This window comes from Tunturiibacter gelidiferens (assembly GCF_013410115.1).
Taxonomy (GTDB): domain Bacteria; phylum Acidobacteriota; class Terriglobia; order Terriglobales; family Acidobacteriaceae; genus Edaphobacter; species Edaphobacter gelidiferens.
The window spans coordinates 2153658-2177294 of record NZ_JACCCV010000002.1 but is presented as its reverse complement, the minus strand read 5'-3'; the positions used below and the strand labels follow the sequence as shown (position 1 = coordinate 2177294).

The 23637-nt window shown below is 53.3% G+C and carries 18 protein-coding genes and 1 pseudogene; 6 read left to right on the top strand and 13 right to left on the bottom strand.

The annotated features are described in order from the left end of the window. Window positions 1-42 precede the first annotated feature (42 nt). From HDF12_RS22585 to HDF12_RS21105, 5 genes and pseudogenes are all read right to left on the bottom strand, one after another. Entirely contained in the window at window positions 43-552 is a 510-nt protein-coding gene (locus HDF12_RS22585; protein WP_257025756.1) for an SDR family oxidoreductase, read from the bottom strand. 67 nt (window positions 553-619) lie between these two features. After that, a pseudogene (locus HDF12_RS22580) lies at window positions 620-748 on the bottom strand (SDR family oxidoreductase); the annotation flags it as partial. 359 nt (window positions 749-1107) lie between these two features. Beyond that, on the bottom strand, window positions 1108-2280 hold the full coding sequence (locus tag HDF12_RS21115; RefSeq protein ID WP_257025755.1) for a zinc-dependent alcohol dehydrogenase: 1173 nt from the start codon (window positions 2278-2280) through the stop codon (window positions 1108-1110). 64 nt (window positions 2281-2344) lie between these two features. Further along, window positions 2345-2983 (bottom strand): SRPBCC family protein, encoded by a 639-nt coding sequence (locus tag HDF12_RS21110; protein ID WP_179586692.1) that lies wholly within the window; start codon window positions 2981-2983, stop codon window positions 2345-2347. A gap of 313 nt (window positions 2984-3296) precedes the next feature. After that, a complete protein-coding gene (locus HDF12_RS21105; RefSeq protein WP_179586690.1) occupies window positions 3297-3458 on the bottom strand; it encodes a DUF3309 domain-containing protein in 162 nt (53 codons plus the stop codon). A 286-nt stretch (window positions 3459-3744) separates the two neighbouring features. Between HDF12_RS21105 and HDF12_RS21100 the strand changes: the two genes are divergently transcribed. Then, the gene (locus HDF12_RS21100; protein ID WP_179586688.1) at window positions 3745-3981 is read left to right on the top strand and encodes a hypothetical protein; all 237 of its coding nucleotides are present in this window, start codon (window positions 3745-3747) and stop codon (window positions 3979-3981) included. On the opposite strand, the gene HDF12_RS21095 is transcribed toward HDF12_RS21100, so the two are convergent. The 7 genes from HDF12_RS21095 to HDF12_RS21065 form a co-directional block, all read right to left on the bottom strand. Beyond that, window positions 3982-4623, bottom strand: coding sequence for a DUF2062 domain-containing protein (locus HDF12_RS21095; protein WP_218892523.1), 642 nt, complete (start codon window positions 4621-4623; stop codon window positions 3982-3984). Window positions 4624-4752: 129 nt separating this feature from the next. Continuing rightward, window positions 4753-5130: a response regulator gene (locus HDF12_RS21090; RefSeq protein WP_179586684.1), complete on the bottom strand. Its 378-nt coding sequence runs from the start codon at window positions 5128-5130 to the stop codon at window positions 4753-4755. 185 nt (window positions 5131-5315) lie between these two features. After that, complete coding sequence (locus tag HDF12_RS21085; protein WP_373563995.1) at window positions 5316-6758, bottom strand: PAS domain S-box protein; 1443 nt, start codon at window positions 6756-6758, stop codon at window positions 5316-5318. Then, complete coding sequence (locus HDF12_RS21080) at window positions 6749-7564, bottom strand: alpha/beta fold hydrolase (RefSeq protein ID WP_179586681.1); 816 nt, start codon at window positions 7562-7564, stop codon at window positions 6749-6751. Before HDF12_RS21080 ends, HDF12_RS21085 begins: the two co-directional genes overlap by 10 nt. Before the next feature lie 254 nt (window positions 7565-7818). Next, a complete protein-coding gene (locus HDF12_RS21075; RefSeq protein WP_179586679.1) occupies window positions 7819-10197 on the bottom strand; it encodes an AI-2E family transporter in 2379 nt (792 codons plus the stop codon). Window positions 10198-10481: 284 nt separating this feature from the next. After that, window positions 10482-10838 carry a twin-arginine translocation signal domain-containing protein gene (locus HDF12_RS21070; RefSeq protein WP_179586677.1) on the bottom strand — a complete coding sequence of 119 codons (357 nt, stop codon included), beginning with the start codon at window positions 10836-10838 and terminating at the stop codon, window positions 10482-10484. Between the two features lie 609 nt (window positions 10839-11447). Continuing rightward, window positions 11448-12161, bottom strand: coding sequence for an SOS response-associated peptidase (locus HDF12_RS21065; protein ID WP_179586675.1), 714 nt, complete (start codon window positions 12159-12161; stop codon window positions 11448-11450). A gap of 278 nt (window positions 12162-12439) precedes the next feature. Between HDF12_RS21065 and HDF12_RS21060 the strand changes: the two genes are divergently transcribed. Genes HDF12_RS21060 through HDF12_RS21045 form a run of 4 tightly spaced genes read left to right on the top strand, consistent with a single transcriptional unit; the run spans window position 12440 to window position 18492 of the window. Continuing rightward, window positions 12440-13567 (top strand): P-loop NTPase family protein, encoded by a 1128-nt coding sequence (locus tag HDF12_RS21060; protein ID WP_179586673.1) that lies wholly within the window; start codon window positions 12440-12442, stop codon window positions 13565-13567. Between the two features lie 2 nt (window positions 13568-13569). Continuing rightward, window positions 13570-15078: a DNA polymerase Y subunit UmuC family protein gene (locus HDF12_RS21055; protein WP_179586671.1), complete on the top strand. Its 1509-nt coding sequence runs from the start codon at window positions 13570-13572 to the stop codon at window positions 15076-15078. Further along, window positions 15071-18280: a DNA polymerase III subunit alpha gene (locus HDF12_RS21050; protein WP_179586669.1), complete on the top strand. Its 3210-nt coding sequence runs from the start codon at window positions 15071-15073 to the stop codon at window positions 18278-18280. The genes HDF12_RS21055 and HDF12_RS21050 overlap by 8 nt, the downstream gene beginning before the upstream one ends. Beyond that, window positions 18280-18492, top strand: coding sequence for a hypothetical protein (locus HDF12_RS21045; protein ID WP_179586667.1), 213 nt, complete (start codon window positions 18280-18282; stop codon window positions 18490-18492). The genes HDF12_RS21050 and HDF12_RS21045 overlap by 1 nt, the downstream gene beginning before the upstream one ends. Before the next feature lie 1701 nt (window positions 18493-20193). On the opposite strand, the gene HDF12_RS21040 is transcribed toward HDF12_RS21045, so the two are convergent. Next, window positions 20194-20625, bottom strand: coding sequence for a hypothetical protein (locus HDF12_RS21040; RefSeq protein ID WP_179586666.1), 432 nt, complete (start codon window positions 20623-20625; stop codon window positions 20194-20196). A gap of 1229 nt (window positions 20626-21854) precedes the next feature. Here HDF12_RS21040 and HDF12_RS21035 point away from each other — a divergent pair. Continuing rightward, entirely contained in the window at window positions 21855-23510 is a 1656-nt protein-coding gene (locus HDF12_RS21035) for a hypothetical protein (protein ID WP_179586664.1), read from the top strand. Window positions 23511-23637: the final 127 nt, after the last annotated feature.

Genomic DNA, 23637 nt, shown 5'->3' with positions numbered 1-23637 from the left:
TCAAACTAGTTAGTAATCTGAAGTGGAATTATCTGAACCACGTTACGGCTGGCCTGCGCCCCCACCTGCTCCATAAATGTTGCCAGTCGTGTAGCTAGCGTCGTTTGCTGCGAGTTGCACATAAATGCTTGCGAGTTCGGCTGGCTGTCCTGCTCGGCGTAGTGGGTAAGTTTCGCCGAAATGAATTAGATGATCTTGGGTGGCTCCGCCTGAAACCTGAAGCGGTGTCCAAATCGGGCCCGGCGCGACTCCGTTTACCCGAATTCCTTTAGGGCCAAATTGCTTCGCCAGCGATTTAACGTAGTTCATAGTCGCAGCCTTGGTCTGAGCATAGTCATACAAGTTGCCCGCAGGATCATAGGCCTGCTCAGACGTGGTTGCGATGATACAAGAACCCTGCTGCATGTGAGGTAGTGCCGCCTTGATGATCCAGAACGGAGCGTAGATGTTGGTCTTCATGGTGGCGTCGAAGGCTTCCGTGGTGAGTTGAAGGATGTCTTCGCACTGTTGTTGACGTCCAGCGTTGGAGACGATGATATCTAAAGCCGCCAAGCGCTTCGATCGTTTTACTTACAAGTTCCTTACAGTAACTCTCCTCGCGAAGGTCGCCTGGGATCTGGATGGCCTTACGTCCTTCAGCTCTAATCAGTTCAACAACTTCGCGTGCATCAGGCTCCTCCGAAGGGTAATAGCTGATGACAACATCAGCACCCTCTCGCGCATAAGCGATCGCGGCGGCCCTCCCCATGCCTGAAATCTCCGCCGGTAATAAGAGCTTTGCGTCCCTTCAAACGGCCCGACCCCTTGTAGCTTGTCTCCCCGTGATCCGGTCTTGGGTTCATCTTACTGGCGAGTCCAGGCATGGTTGTGATTGCCCTGGATATGGTGGTTTCGGATATTTGGAGGTCGGGTCGACAAAAGGGGCAGCGATGTTAACAGCCGTTGTCTGAGCTTGCGCAGTCGATACAGCCGCTGCGACCGTGGCGGCTGCGACGCCCGTTCCTAGATTGGCAACAAGATCACGGCGGGAAATTGGATTAGCGGAACTCATATTTCGGGATCTCCAGAGATTGCGGTGAGTTTAGTAGCATTCGCCCACAAGGCCCTTCAAGATGCGGCTTCTGCCCAAGGATCGATCACGATCTTCGTCACATTTTCTTTCTTGTCTCTCCAAACTTCGTACATCGCGGGAGCCTGCTCAAGCGTGATGCGATGAGAGATGATGTAACTTGGATCGATTTGTCCCTTCTCGATCCGATCAAGCAGAGGCTTCATGTAGTTATGCATGTTCGTCTGGCCCATCTTCATGGTGATGCCTTTACCAAAGGCCGCCCCAAACGGTACTTTGTCCAGGAGGCCGCCGTAAACCCCGGGTACTGACAGCGTGCCGCCCTTACGCACAGCCTGAATCGCCTGTCGGAGTACGCTAGGCCGATCCGTCTCCATCATCAAAGCGACTTTGATTTTGTCGTAAGTTCCTTGCAACTGTGCAGAATGAGCTTCGAGGCCTACCGCATCAATGCAGGCGTCCGGCCCTATCCCTCCGGTTAAATCCTTGAGTGCGGTAAGTACGCTGACATCCTCCTCAGAATAATCGACCGTAATTGCACCGAGGCTTCGCGCCATCTCAAGACGTTCCGGAAGACGATCAATCGCGATCACTCGCGCAGCGCCAAGCATAAATGCGCTTGCCACAGCGAACTGCCCGACAGGTCCGCAACCCCATACCGCAACCGTATCTCCTGGCAGAATCTGTGCATTCTCAGCCGCCATGTAACCGGTCGGGAAAATATCGGAAAGGAAGAGCACCTTCTCATCCGGGAGGTTACTTTCGATCTTCAAAGGACCTACATTCGCGAAAGGAACACGAGCATACTGCGCCTGCCCGCCCGCATAGCCACCCATCATATGCGAGTAGCCAAAGAGGCCAGAGCCAGAATATCCATAAGCCGCCTCCATTAGATGGGCATTCGGATTGCTATTGTCACACGCTGCCCAGATCTTCTTTTTGCAGAAGAAACAATTGCCACAGGCAATCGTGAAAGGTACAACGACGCGGTCACCTCGACGCAGATTGGTGACTTCATTTCCCACTTCTTCGACAATGCCCATGAACTCATGCCCAAGAATGTCGCCTGATTCCATGGTCGGAATAAATCCGTCATAGAGGTGCAGATCTGAGCCACAGATTGCGGTCCGCGTAACCTTAATAATTGCATCGTGCGGATTCAAAAGCTGTGGGTCAGATACTGTGAGTGTCTCTAGCTTGCTCTTGCCCATCCAACAGACAGCCTTCATAACTACCTCCGAAGCAGGTTCCTGGAAACGTGGGATTGGTTAGGACTCAGTTTGAAAGGGTTGGAATAGGAACCTTTTCGCCATATATGGAAGCCTTGATCTTTCCGCTAATGCCTCTATCTCCGTGCGGTTGACCTTCGGTTCTAGGAATCTCGCCGGTTTCAATTAAAGCTTTGAAGTGACGCAGATTCTCAATCGCAGCCTGTTTCGGATTGCGGCCCGCAAACGCTTGCAACGCGCTAGCCAGCTTGCCCATGCGGAATTCTTGGAGCAACGTCACAATAGTCCCGCGATCGCCGTGCGCACCCTCGAAGATCACCTCATCTGCACTGTTGAAATCTTCACCAACTGATTGCCACGCGATTCGTCTCCCAGGTTCGTCTGCCAGAATCTCGGAATCCCATTCAATGGTTTTGTCGTGGTTCTTCATAACCCAATGGGAGGTTCGTTCGCCCGTTACAACTACATGGATGATCTGCTCCTGCCAGACAGATGCAGCCGCAACGTCGCGCCACCTCGCATACAGGTCACTTGGGCTCGCCTGAACCAGTACAGAAGTTCTCACCCAAAGCTTTCCATCTTTATCTCGAGGCATAGGTAGATAACGTCCGTCGAGAATTGTGCCGACCGGTCCAGCGGCTGGCAGCTCTTCCGCGTAGGGCTTTTCTTTTAAGGCATGGGACATCGCAATCTCCTCTGCGCACCCGTGCAACGCAATGTTTGGAATCGTCCGGCGTCTTGCTCACAGACGTACTTACATAGACGCAGAAATCAGCGATTGCGTGGTCCGCCCGTTAGGCGGACAAAGAGCCCGTCCCTGGACGGCCTTTTTGTTTAGGCGTAGCTTCAACCTTTTCCTGCGGTGCTAGATCAGGCCATCTCTCTGTGCCTAGGTCCTGCTGCAGCATCTCCGGGCGGCCACTTTGTGGAGTCTGCCACAGAACCCGTCGTCAGTGGATCATTAGGAGACATTAGTCATTAGGTGCGCGATGGATTGCTTAGAGTCGACCTCGTCCTCGACCGAATAGCAGGTAAATGACGATCAACCCGAGAATCAGGCTGATGCCGCCGCCGCCGTAGTATCCGATTCCAGGGCCCATGTAGTAGCCGCCCCCGCCAAAGAGAACTAACAAGATGATGAGAATGACTATTAGAGGCATGCGCGGAAGTGTAGCACGCGGTTCCCTTGGATCTTCCATATCCGGCGCATATGGCCCAAACAGTCTGAGGTCGCAACACATGAAACGATCAAAGGACAGAGCAAAGTGAACGGGGTTATAAGACAGATAATGAGAAGGGCGCGGATTAGCCAGGTAAGGATGCTGCGAAAGTCGGTAGCGTGCTTTCGCTTCAAACTTGCCGGACGCTGGCAACCATCGACGGGTACAGACGATAACCCTCGTACAATATGTAATTGCGGCACGAGCTGCTTACCAAGGGAGTGTAATGGCTAGGAAAAAATCCGAAAAGAGAGCTATAGAGACACTTGATAAAGCAGTCAAGAATGCTATGAAGAGTGGCGTTAGCGGAGGTCTGGTTGATCAGACGGTGGCATCCGCGATACATGCTGCGACTGTGAAAGCCGCTCGAAAGGCAGCTGTTCCAACCCTAGATCGTGGTAAAGCCACGAAGCCACTGTCAGCCAAAACAGCAGCAAAAATTCAGCAAGAGATTTTGGATTGATCAGCCCTGGGCGGGACGCGAACGGAACAGAGTTCGGTGGCGACGCATCAGCAGCACCAGAGCCCGCCGGAGATAAATTGCGATCAAGGGCATCGCGATTGCACCCACCAGGCCCCAAACGACAAGTGCATGCCACTCCCATTGCCAGATATCACGAATTAGTCTCCAAGGGTGATGGCTCAGATGCTCGATCTGTTGTCGGCTTAGCGGAAGACGGCTAGTGTGAAAAAGATGTACTCCTAACTGAATGAACGGGATAAACAAGAGTAAGTGGATGGGTGTCATTGCATGCGCACCGACCTGCGATGCGATCTGATTCAAGCCGAACGCCCAAGCGATCATAATCACCATAAGAGTGGTGAGTCCCACCGAAGGGTTGATCCCAATGACTATTCCCAGTGCCAAACTCCACGCTAGACGGCGGGGTGATACACCTCCACGTAGTTGGCGCAGCAGGGGGCGCAGTATCTTGCAGCGAAAAAACTCGCGTATCGACTCAGGCACAAGCACGAAGTGGTGAGACGCCTTCCCGCGGGTCTTGGTTGTAAACGCATTTTTATACGTGCGCGAAGTGTCGACTCGCCAGCGTGAGCTCCTCAGTCTGCGCTTGGTCGACTGAGGTAGCTTTGAGGGCGCTAGCATGCACGCAAACACCAGCCAGTATCGAAGTCTCGTCGAAGAACGGCTTTAGCCAGCCGCCGCGCCGTGGCGAACTCTCGAAGCCGCCGCTTTAGGCAGGCGGAATCGGAGTGCAATCTATCTTCTCTGCTTCTATAACCCGCGTATCAATTCAACCATCTTTGTTGGGTGAATCGGTTTGAGGACGAGCGTGAAATCGTACCCTTGTTCGTTTGCAATTTCGATCATCGCTCCCGAAGATTCCTGTCCAGAGAAAATCAACATCTTGCACCCAGGTGCGATAGCCCTAACCGCCATCGCCAGTTCGACTCCGTTCAGTCCCGGCATCATTACGTCGGTCAATAGGTAATCAGGTGGACTAATCCTTGCAGCCTCCAACGCTGCTAGCGGGTCAAAGTATGGAACGGCGTTGAACAAATTCATCTGCAACACGACAGCGAACATCTTCGCGATTTCTTCTTCGTCGTCGACTACGAAGATACTGGGCTGCGTTTCGAAGGGGTTTTCCATCGTTATACCTAAGATGCGTATCGCCGGCCAAAATCGGATAGCGGATTCTAGAAAGTTGGCGTCCGCATGGCGTATTTGGTCATTTGGCCAGCCAGATTTGCAACAACAGATTGGCGCCATATCATCCTAGCCATCAGCCAAGAGCGGAAGGAGCGAAGAACGCAACCTTATCGCTATAAATTTCCTCAATTGGAGAAGAATAGGCTGATTACTGTTCCCGATCTTCCCGGACGAGTCGTGCTTCGCACCGCGATAGTTCCACCACTTTTTGCTATCAGGTCTTTGGTGATCCAGAGGCCAAGACCCGTACCTCCGATGCCTTTTGTCGAAAAGAACGGTTCAAAAAGCTGTCCCTGCACATCCGAATCCATCCCGGTCCCATTGTCTGCGACAAGCAGCCGAACTCCTTCCGACCCAATCTTGCGGTTTCGGCTCCTGTGGGCGCGGATCACTAGCTTTCCCCCATGGCGCATGGCGTCGTACGCATTGGCCACAAGATTCACTAGCACTTGTCTCAGCTCCCCTTCAAAACATAGGAGGGGAGGGCTCGTTTGGCAATCGGTTGTCGCGACAATGCCTGAGTTTTGCAGTCTTCCACGATAGAGAGACAGCACCGAATCAGCGAGTGCCTGAAGGTCGACTTCCGTTCGATTGGAACTTTGCTTATGAAACCGCAGAGTGTGTGTTGCGATGTGGGAGACGCGTGCGAGTTCCTCCTGCGCAGTCATAACGTACTGTAGTGTCTCCGGATCAGCGACGCGAGAACTCAGAATGTAGAGCAGGTTCGTTACGGACTCAAGCGGGTTGTTGATCTCGTGTGCGATGGAGCTGGCCAGCCGTCCAGCAGAAGCGAGCTTTTCGCTTTGCAGTAAAGCTTTTTCCGCCCGCTTGCGGTCGGTTGTATCGCGGATAATGGCTGAAAAGCCGACGAGCGTCCCGGGAGCTTCCATGTGCGGCGTCAGGCTCACCGAGACGTCAATAGAGCGGCCCGATCGATGGAGGGCGAGGGTTTCGCGGTGGACTTCCTCGCCACGTCGGAGTCTCTCTTCTGTGTCTCCCATTGCATCAGGTATAAAAAGCGATTGCAGCGTTCGCCCCTTACCCTCCACCGCCGTATATCCGAAGATCTGCTCCGCGCCGTTATTCCAGCTCTCGACCTGGCCGCGTGTACTCAATCGAATGATGCCGTCCGCGGATCGGCGCACGATTTCGGCAACCTCCTCGAATTCGCGCCTCGCCCTCAGAAGTTCAGACTCGTAGAGCCTTCGCTGCCCCGCGCCGAAGACACTTAGGTGAAAGCGTGTGAGCTTGCTGCTCTCATCCGTATGAACGGCGGCGTTTACGAAGGCGGGGACTTGACTGCCGTCAGGCCGCCGGATGGTCAAAACAATCTCATCGAGGGAGCCACGCAATCGAAGGCTCGGCAGGAATTGCGTCTCGTAGAAGATAACGCTCCCACGGGTGAGCAGGTCGTCGAGGTTCAGTCCCGTTAGTTCACCGCGATCCCGGCCAACCATTGCGAGGAACTTCTCATTAGCGTGGAGAAAGGTCCCATTTTCCGCGATCACAACGAAACCGCTTGGGAGCGACTCTAATGCATTCGCCGCAAAGGAGCTATCTAGGCCAATAATGGGAAGGGTTTCTCGTGCAGAAAGTTCTGCAGAGCTTTGACCACTTCTTTCGGAGCGCTCATGTGTGGACAGTGTCCCGTCGCGTCGATCATTACGAATTCGCTCGTCGGAAGGCACTTGTGAACATATTCTCCCACGCTTGTGCCAGCGATCGCATCTTTTCTACACTGCACGATCAAAGTGTTCGTTCTGACTTTCACGAGATCGGACCTATTGTCGGACAAGAAGGTCACCCGTGCGAAGTGGTTCGCAAGGAAAGGGTTCATCCTACAAAAGCTTGCTTGCAGTTCATCGGCAAGTTCTGGCGTCTCGGGGTTGCCCATAATTACTGGCGCCATCGTGGCGGACCAAGCGACATGGTTGCTCTCAAGCGACTCGAGCAAATCTTCGACGTCACCGCGTTCCATGCCACCTTTGTAGTCGCCAGAATTTATATAGCAAGGCGACGGACCGATCATAGTGAGACTTGCGAAATATTCAGGTTGTTCAATCGCGGCGAGCGCACCGATCATCGAGCTGACAGAATGGCCGACGAAGTGAACATTGTGCAAATTGAGTTCTTCGATGATCTCTATGACGTCTTGAGCGTACCCCCGCAGGGTACTATAGCGAGTCCTATCGAAGGCGGCTGCGTCGGATAGTCCCGAGCCGACATAGTCGAAGAGGACCACCTTGAAGTCATCCGTGAAAGAAGGCACGACGTGCCTCCACATGTTCTGATCGCAGCCGTAACCGTGTGCGAACATCAGTGTTCGATCGCCGCTCCCGAGGATCTTCACGTTATTGCGATGACTCGCTGTCATGGGCACCCAACAGCAAGTATGGCAGATTGAGAGGATACTCGGCTCTAGAAATGTCGCCGAATCACCTCACCTGGAGCGCGTCAACGATTTGCTTTCAAAATGTCGATCCGAATAGTAAAGGACCAAAATGAGCTCTTGGCGCCCAAAGTTCGTCGGCGCTGAACGAAGGCTAGGTAAACTTAGCTGGTTGGAATTAGCTTTTGTTAGCGCCATTGAGATCAGTATTTTAGCGTACCCGTGGGTGAATAAAAACATTAGGCTTCGTCCACTTCGGATTCGTCCGGGATTGAGTCCGCATGAAGCTCGATGGCTGTCATCACTGCATTCGCTATGAACACCAATGTTTTCTTTTGATGTTCCGACAATTGCCTTGGCCGAGTGTCGAGCACGCATATAGAACCGATAATCGTGTCGTCGTGGGCTTTCAGTGGGGCGCCAGCATAGAAGCGAATGCCGTTGTCCTTGACGAAGCAATCTTGAGAAAAGCGCTCATCTTCCGCAACGTCAGGAATCACCAAGCTTGATTCCGAAAAAGATGCCTGACTGCAGATTGACAGGTCACGATCCGATTCCGGGGAAGTCAGTGAGGCCGCGGGCAATCCACACTGCGCCTCCCAAAATCTTCGTTGGCCGTCCATGACTGTTATGAGTGCAATTGGGGCTTCGAACGCTCTGGCCAAATCTGATGCAAGACGGCTAAAAACTCCCTCCTCTGGTCCGTCAAATAAATCTATTCGCTCCATTTCTTGAACAGTCTCACCCAGTACGGCGTCAACTGGGCCTTCCGTTTCAATTTGAGCTTCGGAAGGGTACAACAAGGAAGAGAGGTATTCATTCAGCAATTGCAATGAAGACACAACGTGTTGCGCGTCTTCAGTTGGGATGCGGCTTCTAAGATTAGACAGAACATCGTCGCTGCTTAACACGCAAGCTACAACCACAGCTCGGGGGAAGCGTAAGCGGATTTGGTGGCATCGCATCCTCAGGTGCCGTACTGCACGGGGAGGTACACCAATGACGCAGACAACATTAGATTCGAGTGCAGCTAGTGTTTGTTGAACGTCAGATGTGTTGTAGTCAGCAGACATCACCGTTGCTGAGGCTGTATCTTCCAGGATTTGCAACGCGAGTTGACACGCTACCTCATCAGCCAAATCTCTCGCCGGTATGCACACTACGGTTTTTTCGGTTACGCGGGATGGGGAGGCGAGGGTTTGGGAGAGGTTATAGACGTTTTCCGCGAGCTCTTCAATTTCCTGAAGCATCTCCTCTGCACGTGTTGCAGTGATTTCTTCAGCATATCGGGCTTCTTCAATCATAGTGAGCGCCGGAATAATGACTGTATCGTAAACTTCTGCTCTGGGCGTTGTCGTCAAAACGTGTTCCAGCAGTGCTTTTGCTTCGTGTGTATTTGAGGAGAGTATTCGCTGATAAAAACGCTCTGAATGGGGAGGGATTCGCTCCTCACCGAACAGCACATCGAGAAATTGCAACTGCGGAACCTGCCGCCCCATAACAACAAGACAAACAGTAAGAGGTGTCGAAAGCAACAGTCCAGGGATGCCCCAAAGAAGTGTCCAAAAAATTGCGGCGATTAATATCGCAAGAGCTGACATCCCGGTGGATGCGCCGTACAGCAGAGGCTCTATGAAGTTTCCTGCAATCAGTTCAAGAACCAGAAATAAAATTACGGTCCAAATTAGTTCACTCCAGTGTGCAGAAACTGCGATCGATATGAGTAGTGGGCCCACCGCCGCAATTAGAATTCCGATGTAGGGTACGAAACGTAGAACACAGGTCAATACGCCCCATAGCAGAGGCTTTGGCACACCTATCACCCATAAAGCGCCGCTCACGGCGACCCCGTAAAGAAGATTTACTACAAGTTGCATCAGCAAGTAACGACTGACGCGGCGACCTGCATCCTCGATGGCCGTCGTCGTGACATGCATACGTCCTTTTCCAGCCAGTCGCAACGCTCTGTCTCTTAAATCTTCCCGTCCCAAAAGCATAAAAATGAGGAAGATTACGACTATGAAGATTGTTGTCAGAGGGTGAATGAGGGGAACGACGGTTCGGCTTGCCATGCTCATTACCGACTCGTCCGGCTCTTCGATTCGGACAGTGAGAGGGCCGGTTGGCGTTGAGGAGGAAATTGGAGTGTTTGACCGATTAGCTGTTCTTTGCTTTGGAGCCATGGGAAGAATTGGTACCGGTGGAACCGCCCCCCCGCCTGCGATCTGCTTGCTAATACTGGTCAACATTCCAACCGTGCTGCTCAACCTACCAGCCGAATTGAGATGAAGGGCTCCAACCTTGTCAGTGACGTTCTGTTGATACTGCGGAAGTTCCACCGCAAGACTGTACACCTGGCCGAGAACCGCCCAACCCAACGCGCCTAGTCCAATCACACACAATAAGATCACCAAGAGAGCAGCTGGCGTCTTCTTTAGTTTCCATCGCTCAAGCCTTGTAGCTGCCGGTGCCAACAGAAAAGCAAGGAGACCAGCCAACGCTAGGGGTACGAACACCTCTCGCGCGAAGTACAGGACAGCCATAACGAGAATGCCTGTTATGAGTTGATTATCTGTGCCTTTCAACGTTTCGCGCTTTTCGCCGACCACACCAGGCATACAAGGACCTCTCACGTGGGACAGAATGATCCAAACCGTTCCTCAGGTCACAGATCTCTAAGCCGTCATAATCTTGTCTGGCGTAATCGGGTATTCCCTAATCCTTTTGCCGGTGGCGTTGTAAATAGCATTCGCGACGGCGGCAGCAGATCCAGTGATCCCTATCTCTCCAATACCGCGTGATCCTATTGGGTTGAATTTGACATCCGGAATGTTCAATACAGTTACGTCCAGAGTTTCAATATCAGCGTTCACTGGAACGTGATACTCGGCTAGTGAATTGTTCAGCACGCGTCCGGAGACCGGGTCGATATGGGCCTCTTCACAGAGGGCAAAAGAAACGCCCCCTTCTTAGTACCTGTTAGATCCATTTGCTCCCGAAGGGCATCGAGCACCGAAGTACGACTGTCAAGAGAGAGTGTGTGAGATTTACCGTTGACTTTCAAGGTAATCGGTTGAACCGCCGCGTTCTCCGCAATTGCGATACCCGGCGAGCCAACTGCTGCTGCCGCTGAAAGTAGTCCAGCCGTCTGCATGAACCGTCTACGTGTGAGTTCAAATTGAAGGCCGTTCTTCTCAAGCTCCCGCTCTTCCAGCTCGCACTCTTCGCGGTCAGGATTTGTGCCGAGTGAATCTATCATCTGTCTGCTCCGGGTCGGAATCCATCGAGAGGAATGGTGGTATGGAAGTAGACGGATATTTCGGGCCGAAAGATGCTTCAAGTGGTCCACGTTGAGACGGCATGAAGCACTTGTGGTACTTAGGTTGAATTTCGAAGACATAACGCCGCGTCGGAATGTCACATTCACAAGCCCGATGATCGCAGGGACCTCGATCAAGGGCGGAGAGACGCTCAAAGTACTCTTCGCTTGTGTGCACAACGCGGGGCGGTTACAAATGGCCGCCGCACTCTTCAACCAACTCGCAGACCCATGTAGAACACACGCAATCTTGACAGGAACAGAACCGGGGGAGCTTAGCCATCCCGCGATCTTAGCCGTGACAAGAAGTAGGTATGGACCTCAGCCATGCGAAGCTTCAGAAGTTCACTGAGTAGCTTGCGCCGGATGCCCAGTCCCTTATCACAATGGGTGGCGGTGACAAGTGTCTTATGATCCCGTTCTACGCCGAGACGATTGGGCGCTCTGCGACCCGAAGGGGCTGCCGGTCGAGGAGGTTTAAGCAATATGCGATGACGTGAGGCTGCGTGCTGAATATCATTGGGCAGAACGGGTCAAATCAGGCGAGAACTAACCGAAGAGGGAGGGTACTGGCGGTTCATCAGCCCAAGGCTCACAAAGCTCTGGGCCAATGTTCCTGACGTTGCCCACCTTGGGATCTACCTTCCATGCCTCCAGATTCACCAACGAGGGTCTAAGAAGTTCTGTAGGTGGCCGAGCAGGGTCTACGGGCGACAACCACCGTTCGTAGTCTTCTTGGCGCAGGATGACAGGCATTCTTGTATGGATTGGCTGCATGACCTCGTTAGGATCTGTCGTAATGACGGTGAAAGTCTCAAGCGGCTGTCTGGTGGTGGGGTCGGTCAAGCTCTCCCACAGACCTGCCATGCCGAACAGCTTGCGATCCTTCCGCGCAATTGCCCACGACTGAGTTTTTTTGCGCTGGGGGTCTAGGCCTTGCCACTCGTAGAACCAATCAGCGGGAACGATGCAATGCCTTCTCTTGAAGGCTTCGCGGAACGTGGGCACAGTGGCGATGGTTTCGGCGCGTGCGCTCGTAGATTTGAAACCTGTCTTGTCATCTTTCGAGAAGAAGGGAATTAGCCCCCATCGCATGAGCGTCAGTTCGCGGTCGCCTTCCTCGTCGAGCCTGACAACTGGGAGGAACGTGCTCGGCGCGACGTTGTAGTTTGGGGCCAGGACGACCTTCGGGTTCACCTTCTTTGTGTAGAAGGCGTCTGCGATTGATTGCTTGTCTGATTTCAGTCCGTAACGACCACACATTGGTTCATCCTACCGAATTTCTACTTCCGTAATTCAGCCATGGCGCCAAATCGCTCTTCGGTCATACCGGCGTATTGGCGAACTTTTTCGTGATGGGGTCAGCTTCTTTGCAGATCGAATGTGTGAGATTGCAAAGAGCTTCGGTGAACCTTGCAGACTCCGTATGAAAGTAGTCATGATCCTCCAAAAGCCTTGCACCAGAAATGGTGCACGTTGACTTTGCACAGTTAGGAGAGTAATTCTAAGGCAAGCTAAGCGAACAAAAGGCGAATACAAGAATGAGTCATTCCCCACGGAGCGCAGTATTAAAACGCGAGATCGAGGCACAGCTCGCGTCCCGCATACCCGCCGCCTTGTCGCCCCAAGCCGCGCAGGCGCTGCGGCAACTGGACTCCGGTATTCCTGAAATCGACAGCCTAGTCGGTGGAGGTCTACCCATCGGAGGAATTACAGAGTTTACAGGTTTGGGAAGCTCTGGTCGAACCTCGCTGGCCTACGCTCTTCTCGCGAGAGCAACTGCTGAATCTGTTTGCGCCTACATCGATGTGGACGACACTATGGATCCTAGAAGTTCTGCATCCGCTGGGGTCAACCACAGGAACCTTCTGTGGGTTCGTGTCGCAAAAGCGAATCCCGGACCCACAGCAGCTTGCCCATCACCTTCATCCATCTCCAAATTAGGCCCTTCCGAGACAGGTCGATTTGTTGGCGGGCACTGTGGAAGCAACCATCCGCGAACGGAGACCAAAGGCCTCGATGTAGCGCTTGAAAGGATGCTCACACAGAAGACGGAAGCGCGGCTCGGAAAGATGGAAGGTACCCCCGGCTATCCGAATCGCAAGCTGGGCCTGGCAGCAGCTCCAAAGGAGCAAGTGGCCTTCGAACATTTTAATGCTCGCCGCGCGGACGAGTCCGACCCAATCCGGCGGGCAGACCAACGTGCTGCCAATGAGGCTCACGAGCGATCCCGAGCTCCAATCATGGCGACTTCATCTATCAAGAAATTTGAAAAGCCGTGGAGCCGTTTGGATAGGGCGATCCGTGCGACCGATCAGATTCTCCAGTCAGGCGGCTTCCGAGTCGTTGTCCTTGACCTCGCATCCGTACCGCCCGAGCAGGCTCTTCGTATTCCTTCGGCAACATGGTTTCGTTTTCGGCGTGCCGCCCAAGGGAGTGACGCGATCTTCCTCTTACTTACGCAGGTGGCTTGTGCGAGGTCGAGTGCGATTTGTGTGCTCTACTGCTCGGTGGGAACGGAAAGAATTTCAGGAAATCTGTTAAACGGTTTCTCGCGCACGGCAGAGGTAGCACGTCAGCGCCTGAGTAGCCCATTTGCAAAGAAGTCTCCGGGCCGTGCAGTTACCTGGGACACAACATTCTCCTGGATGCGAGCAGCGGGAGAGTAGACATGGGATATGCAGCTATCTACATCCCGGAGTTTCCGACGCTGGCCTGGTTGAGGCTGGATATGAGCGCTAGAGCCCACGCTACTGCGGTAATTGAGGGGAAGCCCCCGTTGGAACGAGTCGTCTCCTTCAACAGAGCTGGGAAAGAGCTTGGACTGACTCATGGCATGAGCAAGGTCCGGGCGGACACATCTGGTCAGATCTACTTTCATCTCCGTTCCATTCCGGAAGAGAAGGCTGCGCTTGAGCTTCTCTTTGAAGTCGTAAAACGGTTCTCGCCCCGGGTGCAAATTATCGCTTCGCCCGTAAACGGCTATGCGAACGGAAAGCAAATGGCTGCTGTGCTTCTGGTCGATCAGTCGGGAACCGAGACGCTTTTTGGCGATGCACGGAGCTACGCGGAATCGATATGGAAAGCCCTTCAAGCGTTGGAATTTGCGTCAAACGTCGCCGTCGCTCCCAACGCCGAAGCCAGTCTTCTACTGGCTCGAAGCTACACCGGCGTGACGCGGGTTGATGCGAAGGACGTGCAGGCAAAACTCGCTCCTTTACCTTTGTCGATGCTAACCGTAGAGGCTCCTACTCTTGCCACTCTGGGACGCTGGGGTATCCGCAACCTCGGAGAACTGGCCGCACTTCCTGAAACCGCACTGATCAGCCGTATCGGCCAGCAGGGAAAGCGCCTTCAGCGTCTTGCGGTCGGAAGTGAAGATCATCTGCTCGTACCGCAAGAACCGTCGTTCGTGCTATCGGAGCATGTCGAATTGGATGGCCCGCTTGAGTCGCTCGAATCTCTGCTCTTCATCATTTCGCCGATGCTAGAGACACTGCTACGTCAGGCGGTCAATCACGCCTACGCATTACGAAATGTCACGATCACGTTGCACCTTGAGAAGGCTGCTCCTCACCGTTTAGAAGTTCGACCAGCAGTTCCGGTACAAAACAAAGATCTGCTGCTGAAGCTGCTGAACCTCAAGTTACAGGCTGATCCTCCTCAAGCCGGCATACTCGGAGTGGCGCTAAGTGCGGAGCCTGCGATCCCGCAGGTTGCGCAGCGTGGATTGTTTCAGTCGCAGTTCCCGGAACCCGACAAGCTCGATCTTCTTATCGCCCGTCTTAGCGCGATCGTTGGCGAAGACAACGTAGGCTCGCCAGTCTTGTCGAATAGCTTCTGTGACGACGAATTCGTGATGGCACCGCTCCAACCGAGTGCGGTGAAAAGCACGCTAGTCCCCCAAGCTACTACTCGCGCTGCGTTGCGCCGCTTTCGTCCTGCTCAACCGGCAAAAGTGGTCTATCGGGATGCAGTTCCTTTCATCCTGCACTGGAGAGGTGAGCGGCTGGAACTTCGAAGTGCAATTGGTCCCTGGCAATCGAGCGGCTATTGGTGGGACGGACGTCGTTGGGAAGTCGATGAATGGGATGCTGTTGTCTCACAACCGCCGCAATCGCTTCGTTTACTGCATGAGCCTGAATCTGGAAGTTGGTATGTAGGAGGGCAATATGACTGACGGCTATGTCGAACTTCATGGGCGTTCGGCGTTCTCGTTTCTTGAAGGAGCTTCCATGCCGGAGGCGATGGCAGAACAGGCGGCAAGCCTTGGAATGCCAGCTCTTGGAATCCTTGATCGTGACGGACTGTACGGAGCTCCGCGCCTGTACATGACTGCGACCAAACTCGGTCTCCGTTCACACATTGGAGCCGAGATCTCAACGATGGAGTTCGGAAACCAGGTACTTCCCGAGTCTTGGCAACCCCACACCATTCCGCGACGTCCAGCGAGAATCTCGCTTCTTTGCGAGTCGCAGACCGGGTATAAGAACCTCTCTCAGCTCATCACCAACTACAAGCTAGAGCAGAAGACTAAAGGAGAAGGCATTGCTCCCTATCGCATGATTGAAGAGCGGGCAGAAGGTCTCGTCTGTCTGACAGGAGGAGAGGAGGGTCCGCTGGCAGCGGCACTCGCTCGGGGCGGAATGGATGAAGGCCGCCGGATGCTTGCGTCTCTTGTCCGAACTTTCGGGCACCGCAGTGTCTACGTCGAAGTGCAACGGCACCGCATCCGCGAGCAGGAAGCTCGCAACCAAGCTGCGATCGCGCTTGCTCGTGAATTCAACCTTCCCCTGCTGGCGACGAACGGGCCGACTATGGCGACGGCTTTCGAACGCGAGGTCCTGGATCTTATGATCGCGATTCGACACGGCTGCACGCTAGATAAAGCTGGACTACTGCTTCAGCAGAACACGAATCGCCAGATGTTTGGAGGACGGGAGATGTCGAATCTGTTTCGCGATCTGCCATATGCCGTCGCTGAAACAGTAGAACTCTCGTCTCGCCTGCAGTTTGTGATGAAGGATATGGGCTATGAATTTCCCCTCTACCCAATTCCGGAAGACGACACAATGGATACCTTCCTTTTCAAGCGCACGATGGAAGGCGTCGCCAACCGCTATGGCTGCAAGGCGAGCGCGAAGCTGAGGAAGAAAGCCGAAAAGCAAGTCGAAAAGGAATTAGCCCTCATCGCTAAGCTTGGACTCGCCGGGTACTTCCTTATCGTCTGGGACATTGTCGAGTTCTGTCGCAAAAATGGAATGCTTGTGCAAGGTAGAGGATCGGCGGCGAACTCGGCCGTCTGCTACTCGCTTGGAATTACGGCTGTCGATCCGGTCGGCATGGACCTCTTATTCGAGCGATTCCTTTCAGAGGTGCGTGGCGAGTGGCCGGACATCGACCTCGATCTCCCGTCGGGAGATGATCGAGAGCGGGCGATTCAGTACGTCTACAAACGCTATGGCCAGCTCGGCGCGGCGATGTGTGCCAACGTCATCACGTATCGGGGCAAGTCTGCCGCTGGCGAGACGGGTAAAGCACTCGGCTTTGATGTCGAAACCACGAAGCGGCTCACGCAGCTGGTCGGCTCCTGGGAGTGGAAAGGACCAACCGACACGATGGAAAATCAATTCAAGAACGCCGGGTTCGATCTTCACCATCCCAGGATTGCGAAATACCTCGAACTCTCGATCCGAATGCTTGATCTGCCCCGTCACCTCGGCCAGCACTCAGGTGGCATGATCATTGCCCAAGGACAACTCGCCTCGGTCGTTCCGATTGAGCCCGCCAGCATGGTGGGCCGGAATGTCATCCAGTGGGACAAAGAAGATGTCGCCGACATGGGCTTGATCAAGGTCGATCTGCTCGGCCTGGGTATGATGGCAGTCCTTAAGGATTGTGTTGAACTAATCCCCCAGCACTACGGTAAGACAATTGATATTGCTCAGATCCCGCATGACGATCCCAAAGTTTACGAGTCGTTGCGAAGAGCCGACACGATTGGTCTCTTTCAGGTGGAGTCACGGGCGCAGATGGCCTCTCTACCGCGTAACAACCCCGACAAGTTCTACGACCTCGTCGTTCAAGTCGCCATCATTCGTCCCGGACCCATCGTCGGTAAGATGATGAACCCTTACATGGAGCGGCGGCAAGGAAGGCAGGAGATTCGCTACCCGCACCAGTTGCTTGAGCCTGTTCTCCAGCGAACTTTGGGGGTGCCACTCTTCCAGGAACAGCTCCTGCGGATCGCCATGACCATCGCCAACTTTACGGGAGGCGAGGCAGAGGAGTTGCGTCGCGCCTTGGGAAGCAGGCGGTCGGCAGACAAGATGAAAGCTCTCGAACTCAAGTTGAGAGCAGGAATGGACGATAACCAGGTAGGTCCGGCAGCTCAGGATGAGATCGTCCAGTCGATCAGCTCCTTCGCTCTCTATGGCTTTCCGGAGTCCCATGCCGCAAGCTTCGCGCTCATCGCATACGCCAGTGCTTGGCTCAAGTTCCACTACCTCGGAGCTTTTACTGCTGCAATCCTGAACAATCAGCCAATGGGGTTCTACTCTGCTGCGGTGCTGGTAAAGGATGCCCAGCGGCATGGCCTTCGTATTAAACCGGTCGATGTCCTTCGGTCCAGCTGGTTCTGCACGCTCGAGGAAGATGACAGCGGCAAGCTCACGTTGCGGCTCGGCTTCCGGTATGTGCGTGGGATGCGCCAGGCAAGCGCAGTCGAACTTGAGGCCGCGCGAGCAATGCGTCCTTTTACCTCTATTGAGGAACTATCCCGACGCGTTCCGTCGCTTACTCGTGCTGACCTGACAACTCTTGCTGAAGTGGGCGCCTTGAATTCGATCGGAGAGGGGATGCATCGTAGAGAAGCACTCTGGCAGGTGGAACGTGCGGGGCGCAAGCCTGGGCCGCTCCTTGAAACATTAGATCGGGACGAAGGGTCGGAATCGCCACTACGTGCGATGGAGCCACACGAGAGGATGGTGGCTGATTATGCTTCTACTGGCGTTACGGTTGGACGGCATCCGATGGCACATTGCCGACCCCAGCTCCAAACCATGAAGATCGTGCCAGCCAAAGACTTGTCTCTCCTCCGACACGGCGTGAAAGCTCGCATCGGTGGTTGTGTCATTGCACGTCAGCGGCCCGGAACAGCGCATGGCTTCATCTTCTTATCGATTGAAGACGAGACCGGGATCTCGAACGCCATCATCGATCCCGATCTTTATGAAAAAAACCGGTCACTAGTGACCTATGCCAAGTTCCTGATGATCGAAGGCGTTCTCCAAAACCTCGACAGAGTCATTCACATTCGGGCAAAGCATATCGAGCAATTGGATGTGACGTCGGCACCGATGCAATCGCATGATTGGCACTGATGAGCGAACACATGACTTCACCGCCTGAAAGAGAGCCTCCGAAAGACTGGTGGCTGGAGAACGCATGCCGGATTGCGGCGTACCGGCTGAGAAACTCGCCCTTTCTCAGCGCCAATACGATCCCCATACGCGAACAGCTCAAAGACAGTGTTGAGTTTGTGCGCCAAGTTTGGAAAGCGATTGAGCATTCACTGCGTGAGGAGGATTTATGATGAAGGCGAACAGAAACAACCGCCTCCGAGCGAGTTGGATTTGTCCTCACTGTGGTGAAGAGGTTAGGGTAAACCGGTTTCGCCTATCAGCGCATCACCCGGGCTGCGTTATTTGTCCACGTTCGGACTGCGCAAAGGCGTTCCCTTGGAAGCAACAAAATCGTGGACGACTCTGGCCGGAGCAAGCAGCCTACAACGTTCTACGTTGAAGTTATCCTTGCTTGACTGGACTGAACATCTTTGTCCATTAGATACAGATTCTTGCCGGATGACTACGGAGGTCGTATGGAACTGATCAAGATCGCCGCTATCGCGGCAGGCGCCGCCGCCATTGCGAGTGCCGCTGTGGCTGCAGCGATGGCAGGGTTCCGCGCGTTTCAAACGAGATCTCGTCGTACACGCCAACCGTTCAGAACTATCTATAGCCACGGAGGCCGTCCGGGCCAGTCTTTTTCCTCCCATCAATAAGGTCGAATATCGGAGTTGGCAAGACACCCCTGAGAAAGCGGGTCAATACGGGTGACAACTCGTTGTAGTCACATGTCGACGTGGCCGTGGAAGTAACTCGTATATCCTCGAGGTCGAAGCCTATCCGCCAATTTCATCTTGAAGCCTTTCCCGAGACTGCGACCAGATGGCCACCAGAGCACTAACCGATTCTTTATACGAAACTCCTTCGAGCGTAAGCGCCTCTAGGTCAACCCGAAGTTCGCCATTGTCGGCAGCGCTTTCTACCTGGCGCAGCTCGTCTGTTCGCAGACATCCGCTTAGGGGCTTCCAGAAACAATCCCAGTCCTCCAGAGCGTCGCCCTTAAGTTGATTCTCTTCCCAGTAGAGACCATTCGATAGAGGCACTGCGGATTCCGGAGCGAAGCATACAAGGTGTTTGAGCTCACGTTCTCGGGCGCCATTATACCTGAATAATGGGAAACAGAAGCAGAGTGAGTTTGGTAGCCCGCCAAGTTCAGGGTTCGAATACCCCACCAACAGATATTGTCGGGAACGTTCGTCATTCGAGACACAAATTCCAGACACAGCCATTGATGCCCACTGATGTGCTCCACGGCTGAGATCTTTGAGGTACTGCATGACAGTCGAGAACTCTGCACAGTATTCGCAGTTCGGTTGGCCGAATGGGTATTCTCCTCTGACCTGCTTCAGAAAAGAATAAATCGGTTTGCGTGGCTTGATAAGTCCGGCCTTGGGACGAGGTCGATACGGGTTCATGGTTCTAGCACCTTTCCTTATGACGAGCACGGTTTAAGGACTCGCGAGTGGTTGCACTCACTGGCCCGTGTGGGACTACTTCGTCTTACACGAACAACCTACACAGCTCGACTATCAATAGTTGAACTTCAAGTTCTTCATGCGAGTCAACCTTGATCGAATAGCTTATGATGGATTTTCGCTGGAGGTCATATGGAACTTGTCAAGATCGCGGGTATCTCGATATGCGTTGCTGCGGTTGCGGGAGCCATCGTCGTCGCAGCAATGCAAGCACTCCGCGCTTTTCAAATGAGGTCTCGCCACCGCCGATGATCCTCCGGGAATTTCTATAAAAGAGTGGCCCCAGTCATAACCGGGGCCATTCTTCATGACAAGGATCAAAGTGCAGCGGGGAGGACGATCTGGCTAAGCGAACTGTCGATTCCAAATGCTAAGATACTGACAAGGCATGTTGCGAGTTGACAGTTTTCAGCGTTATGAGATCGTCGCCGGATCCAATGCCTTGGACAACTCAGCGACAAACTGCGCAAGTGCCTCTGTCGTAGTCAATACACCGACAATCTTCGGTTTTAACTTCTTTACAAGCCCGACAATCTGTTCGTGAGTCGGTGTGGAAGTCGCCTCAGTGAGGCGATTTGCAGTCTTCGGTGATAAAAAGCGTTCGTGCTTCAGTACGTAGCGGTCTGCGGTAGCACGTGGGAAATCGACTTCGCGTAAGAAGTCCATCCACCTGCCGCCGCGCCCCGGCTTGGATAATAGCTGCTTATAGCGATACAGATGTTCAGCTAACTTGGCCTTCGCGAGATCGAGCTCCTCACGGGTGTTGTCGAGCTTCTGACGGGAACGACGAAGAGCTGTGGTCTTCGTCTTCTGAGAAGACCACAGCTCGCTGATCTCGTTCTCCAAAGTTGTCTCCAACTTGATTTCATCCTCTGTCTTCGAGTCGGTTGAGGAAATCATAGGAACAGTCTGGACGGGTAACTGCGGCGTCTTCGCAGATTCGCCAGCAATGGGTGCCTGTGACTTGGACTCAGTAGATGGGGTCACTGGTGAGGTGACCTCCTGAGTATTCCCCGCTTTCGAATGCAGGTTCGGACCGGTAGGGGATGGCGTTGACTGACTGGGCTTAGCAGAGGGCGGGTGTGCGGCCCCGTTGACAACCTGAGCTATTACGGCCACAGGGGCGGACTTGATGGTTGGGCGGACTTCTATTGACATCTTTTCTCCAAGGGTTACGAGATACGTACCAGACGCGCGAACGTCATAACCCCTAATACCGCCCAAGGAGAACTTATCCCAATTATCAAACCGCATTTTCTTATTTTTATGAGGATGATGAATTCTTTGCCGGATATTTGGTGGAGTCCCTCCGTCAACAGTATTAACCGGCATCGGTTGGTTCACGACAGGAGAAATTGTCCTCTTCGTAGTTTGACCTGCGAGGAGAATCCATATGACTACATCAGACCGTCCATTTATCTGCTGATAGAGGAAATTCTTGATTTAGTCGGAAAGCTGAACTGTCTCGACTCGCCCCGTGGACCGAGGTTCTTGGCAATTGACATCGAAGGCTTCATCCACGACAGCAAGAAGCGTTTGCCATGAGCATTCATTCCATTATCTCGTCAGCAATATCGAAAGATGAAGCTTAGCCCCACTGTGACCTTCCATTCCAAGGGAAACAAACGCCTCATTGAGGCGTCTTGGCTTTGAACCAGCAAATTAAGTTCCGATTTTGCTCTGTTATCGAGAGGTTGGAGGTGTCTTCCGGCAAAGGCACGCCCTTATTTTGGGGTTGCAACTCGAATATCAGCACTAACACTTCCCGGTTGCGTCACTCAAGTGTGATTGATACTTCCGAGGGTTGGCTTCCAAGTATCCTAATAAGCCGCTTTGCCTCGACTAATGAGCGATTCTGTTTAGCCTTGAGTTGGCGATAACAGGTCGACACACCCATCGAGCAAGGGGGTTGCTTCAAGCTCGACATAATCTAGTTTTCGACCGGCTAGAGCGACAAGGAGCCCTTTAATCATTTTGCTCGTATGATTCAGTAGGCCTCTCAATTCCTAACACTTTCGAAAGTCGTCCTGCCTGAACGCCTACCACTGCAATGTTGAGATTATTGAAAGACGAACATGTTCTATCTTGATTCCACTGGTGACTTCATCGCCCAGGTCAAAGACATCGAGCGCCGTGCGGATCAGTGCATTGAACACTTCGCACTCTCAAATGTACCGACGCACGTTGCCTGCTGGACAGTCCTCAGTACAACCGTTCAACTGGTCGAAGATAACTTGGAGCGATTTGGGCCTGAGTCCTCGAAATTTCATGCGGCGATGCTCAATCTTTCGCGGCATGCCCCGCTGCTCATTCGTTGGCTCGGAAGGAGTGGGATGTCAGCTGTCTCTTTGGGCTGGACTCCCCAATGGGATTCTGTTTCCGAGACGCAAGCGCTTCGTGACCTCCGCGTAGTGTCTGATTACGACGCATTTCTTTCATCGTTCCCGATGTGGTATCGCAACCGTCTAAGTGCAGAACTTTTGAACAATGATGTAGTACGGTTTCAGACGAGCCAGGATGGTCGAGACCGACAGGTCAGCGCTTTTCAGAAAGGCCTACGTCGGCGGACTGGAATTCATAAAGCCATCGCTGGCGGGCAAGTTGAGCCAACAGAAGCAGTTCTTCGGCGTTACGGACGAATGTTGGATTCGGCGCAAGCAGTAGGTCAACGTGGTTTCCGCTATGAGCATTCTTATGAGCTCACAAACGGAACTTTCCGCAAATACACGAAGCGCATGGATCAGATTACGCGCCGTAGCGAAGACCTGGACCTCGGTGTGTATACGTTGGGCAAATTCAAGAGGTTTTATGTGGCGCTGCAAAGTATCTGCGCCATTCACGACTTCCTGTGTTTTCTATGGAAACAAAGGACGGGTAGGTATCCAATCGAATCAGCAGTATTAGTGAAAAAACGAGATGACTGGATTAAACTCCTATCGCTCCATTCTGGCACCGAGCATGCCGAGACAGAGCAATTGCTGAGCGATCTGACGTTTTACTCGAAACGTCTTGCCGACTTACACGTGTTCCCTTTCATACCTCTGGACGAAGATCATAAACTGCTCGCCTTGATTCCACAATTCATACTAAATTCCTCCCCGGAGGAGAACATCATTCGCACCTGCTCTTATCTAAGAGAACGTTCATTCAGTTTGCTGAGCGACAACAAATCGACTCTCATGCGACAAGACTTGCTCGAAACATTCAAGCGGTTCCGATGTGGTCATTCGATTAGTTTGCCGGATGGCTCGACAGACATCGACCTCTTGATCGAAGATCTGCGATCATCCACGGTGATAATCGCTGAGTTGAAGTGGTATCGGAAGCCATCGACATACAGAGAACGCTTGCGGGTGGATACTGAGTTTGAAGATGGCTTTAATAGGCAGTTGGCGACAGTCAAAGCATATTGCCGACAGAATCCCACGTGGTTGAAACACCGCAAGTCGCTGACACGTTCGCTTTCGGATTACGACAATGTCTTTTACCTGTTAGTCGGCCGCGATCATTGGAGCTGGTTCAACCCCCAGGACCGTACCGCGGTGGTGGAGTACGAACAGCTCCGGCTAGCAGTGGGACGTGAAGACCGATTGGACCAGGCTATCCAAGATCTACTGAGATATGATTGGCTGCCAGTGGAAGGTGTGGATTTTCATGTCTTGTTCGAGAGACGGTTTGTCGAAGGGGTAGGAGTGGAGTCAGCGGTCTACTACGGCGGTCCCCCAAAGTGAAGCGAAAGTAGTGTCACCAAGCCACCTGTGATGCCGGATCGTCTTCACAAGTCCACAACATCACTCTGGAACGCACTCGGCGCTATTCAAATGAGGTCTCGCCGTCGACGTTGATCCGCTGGGAATA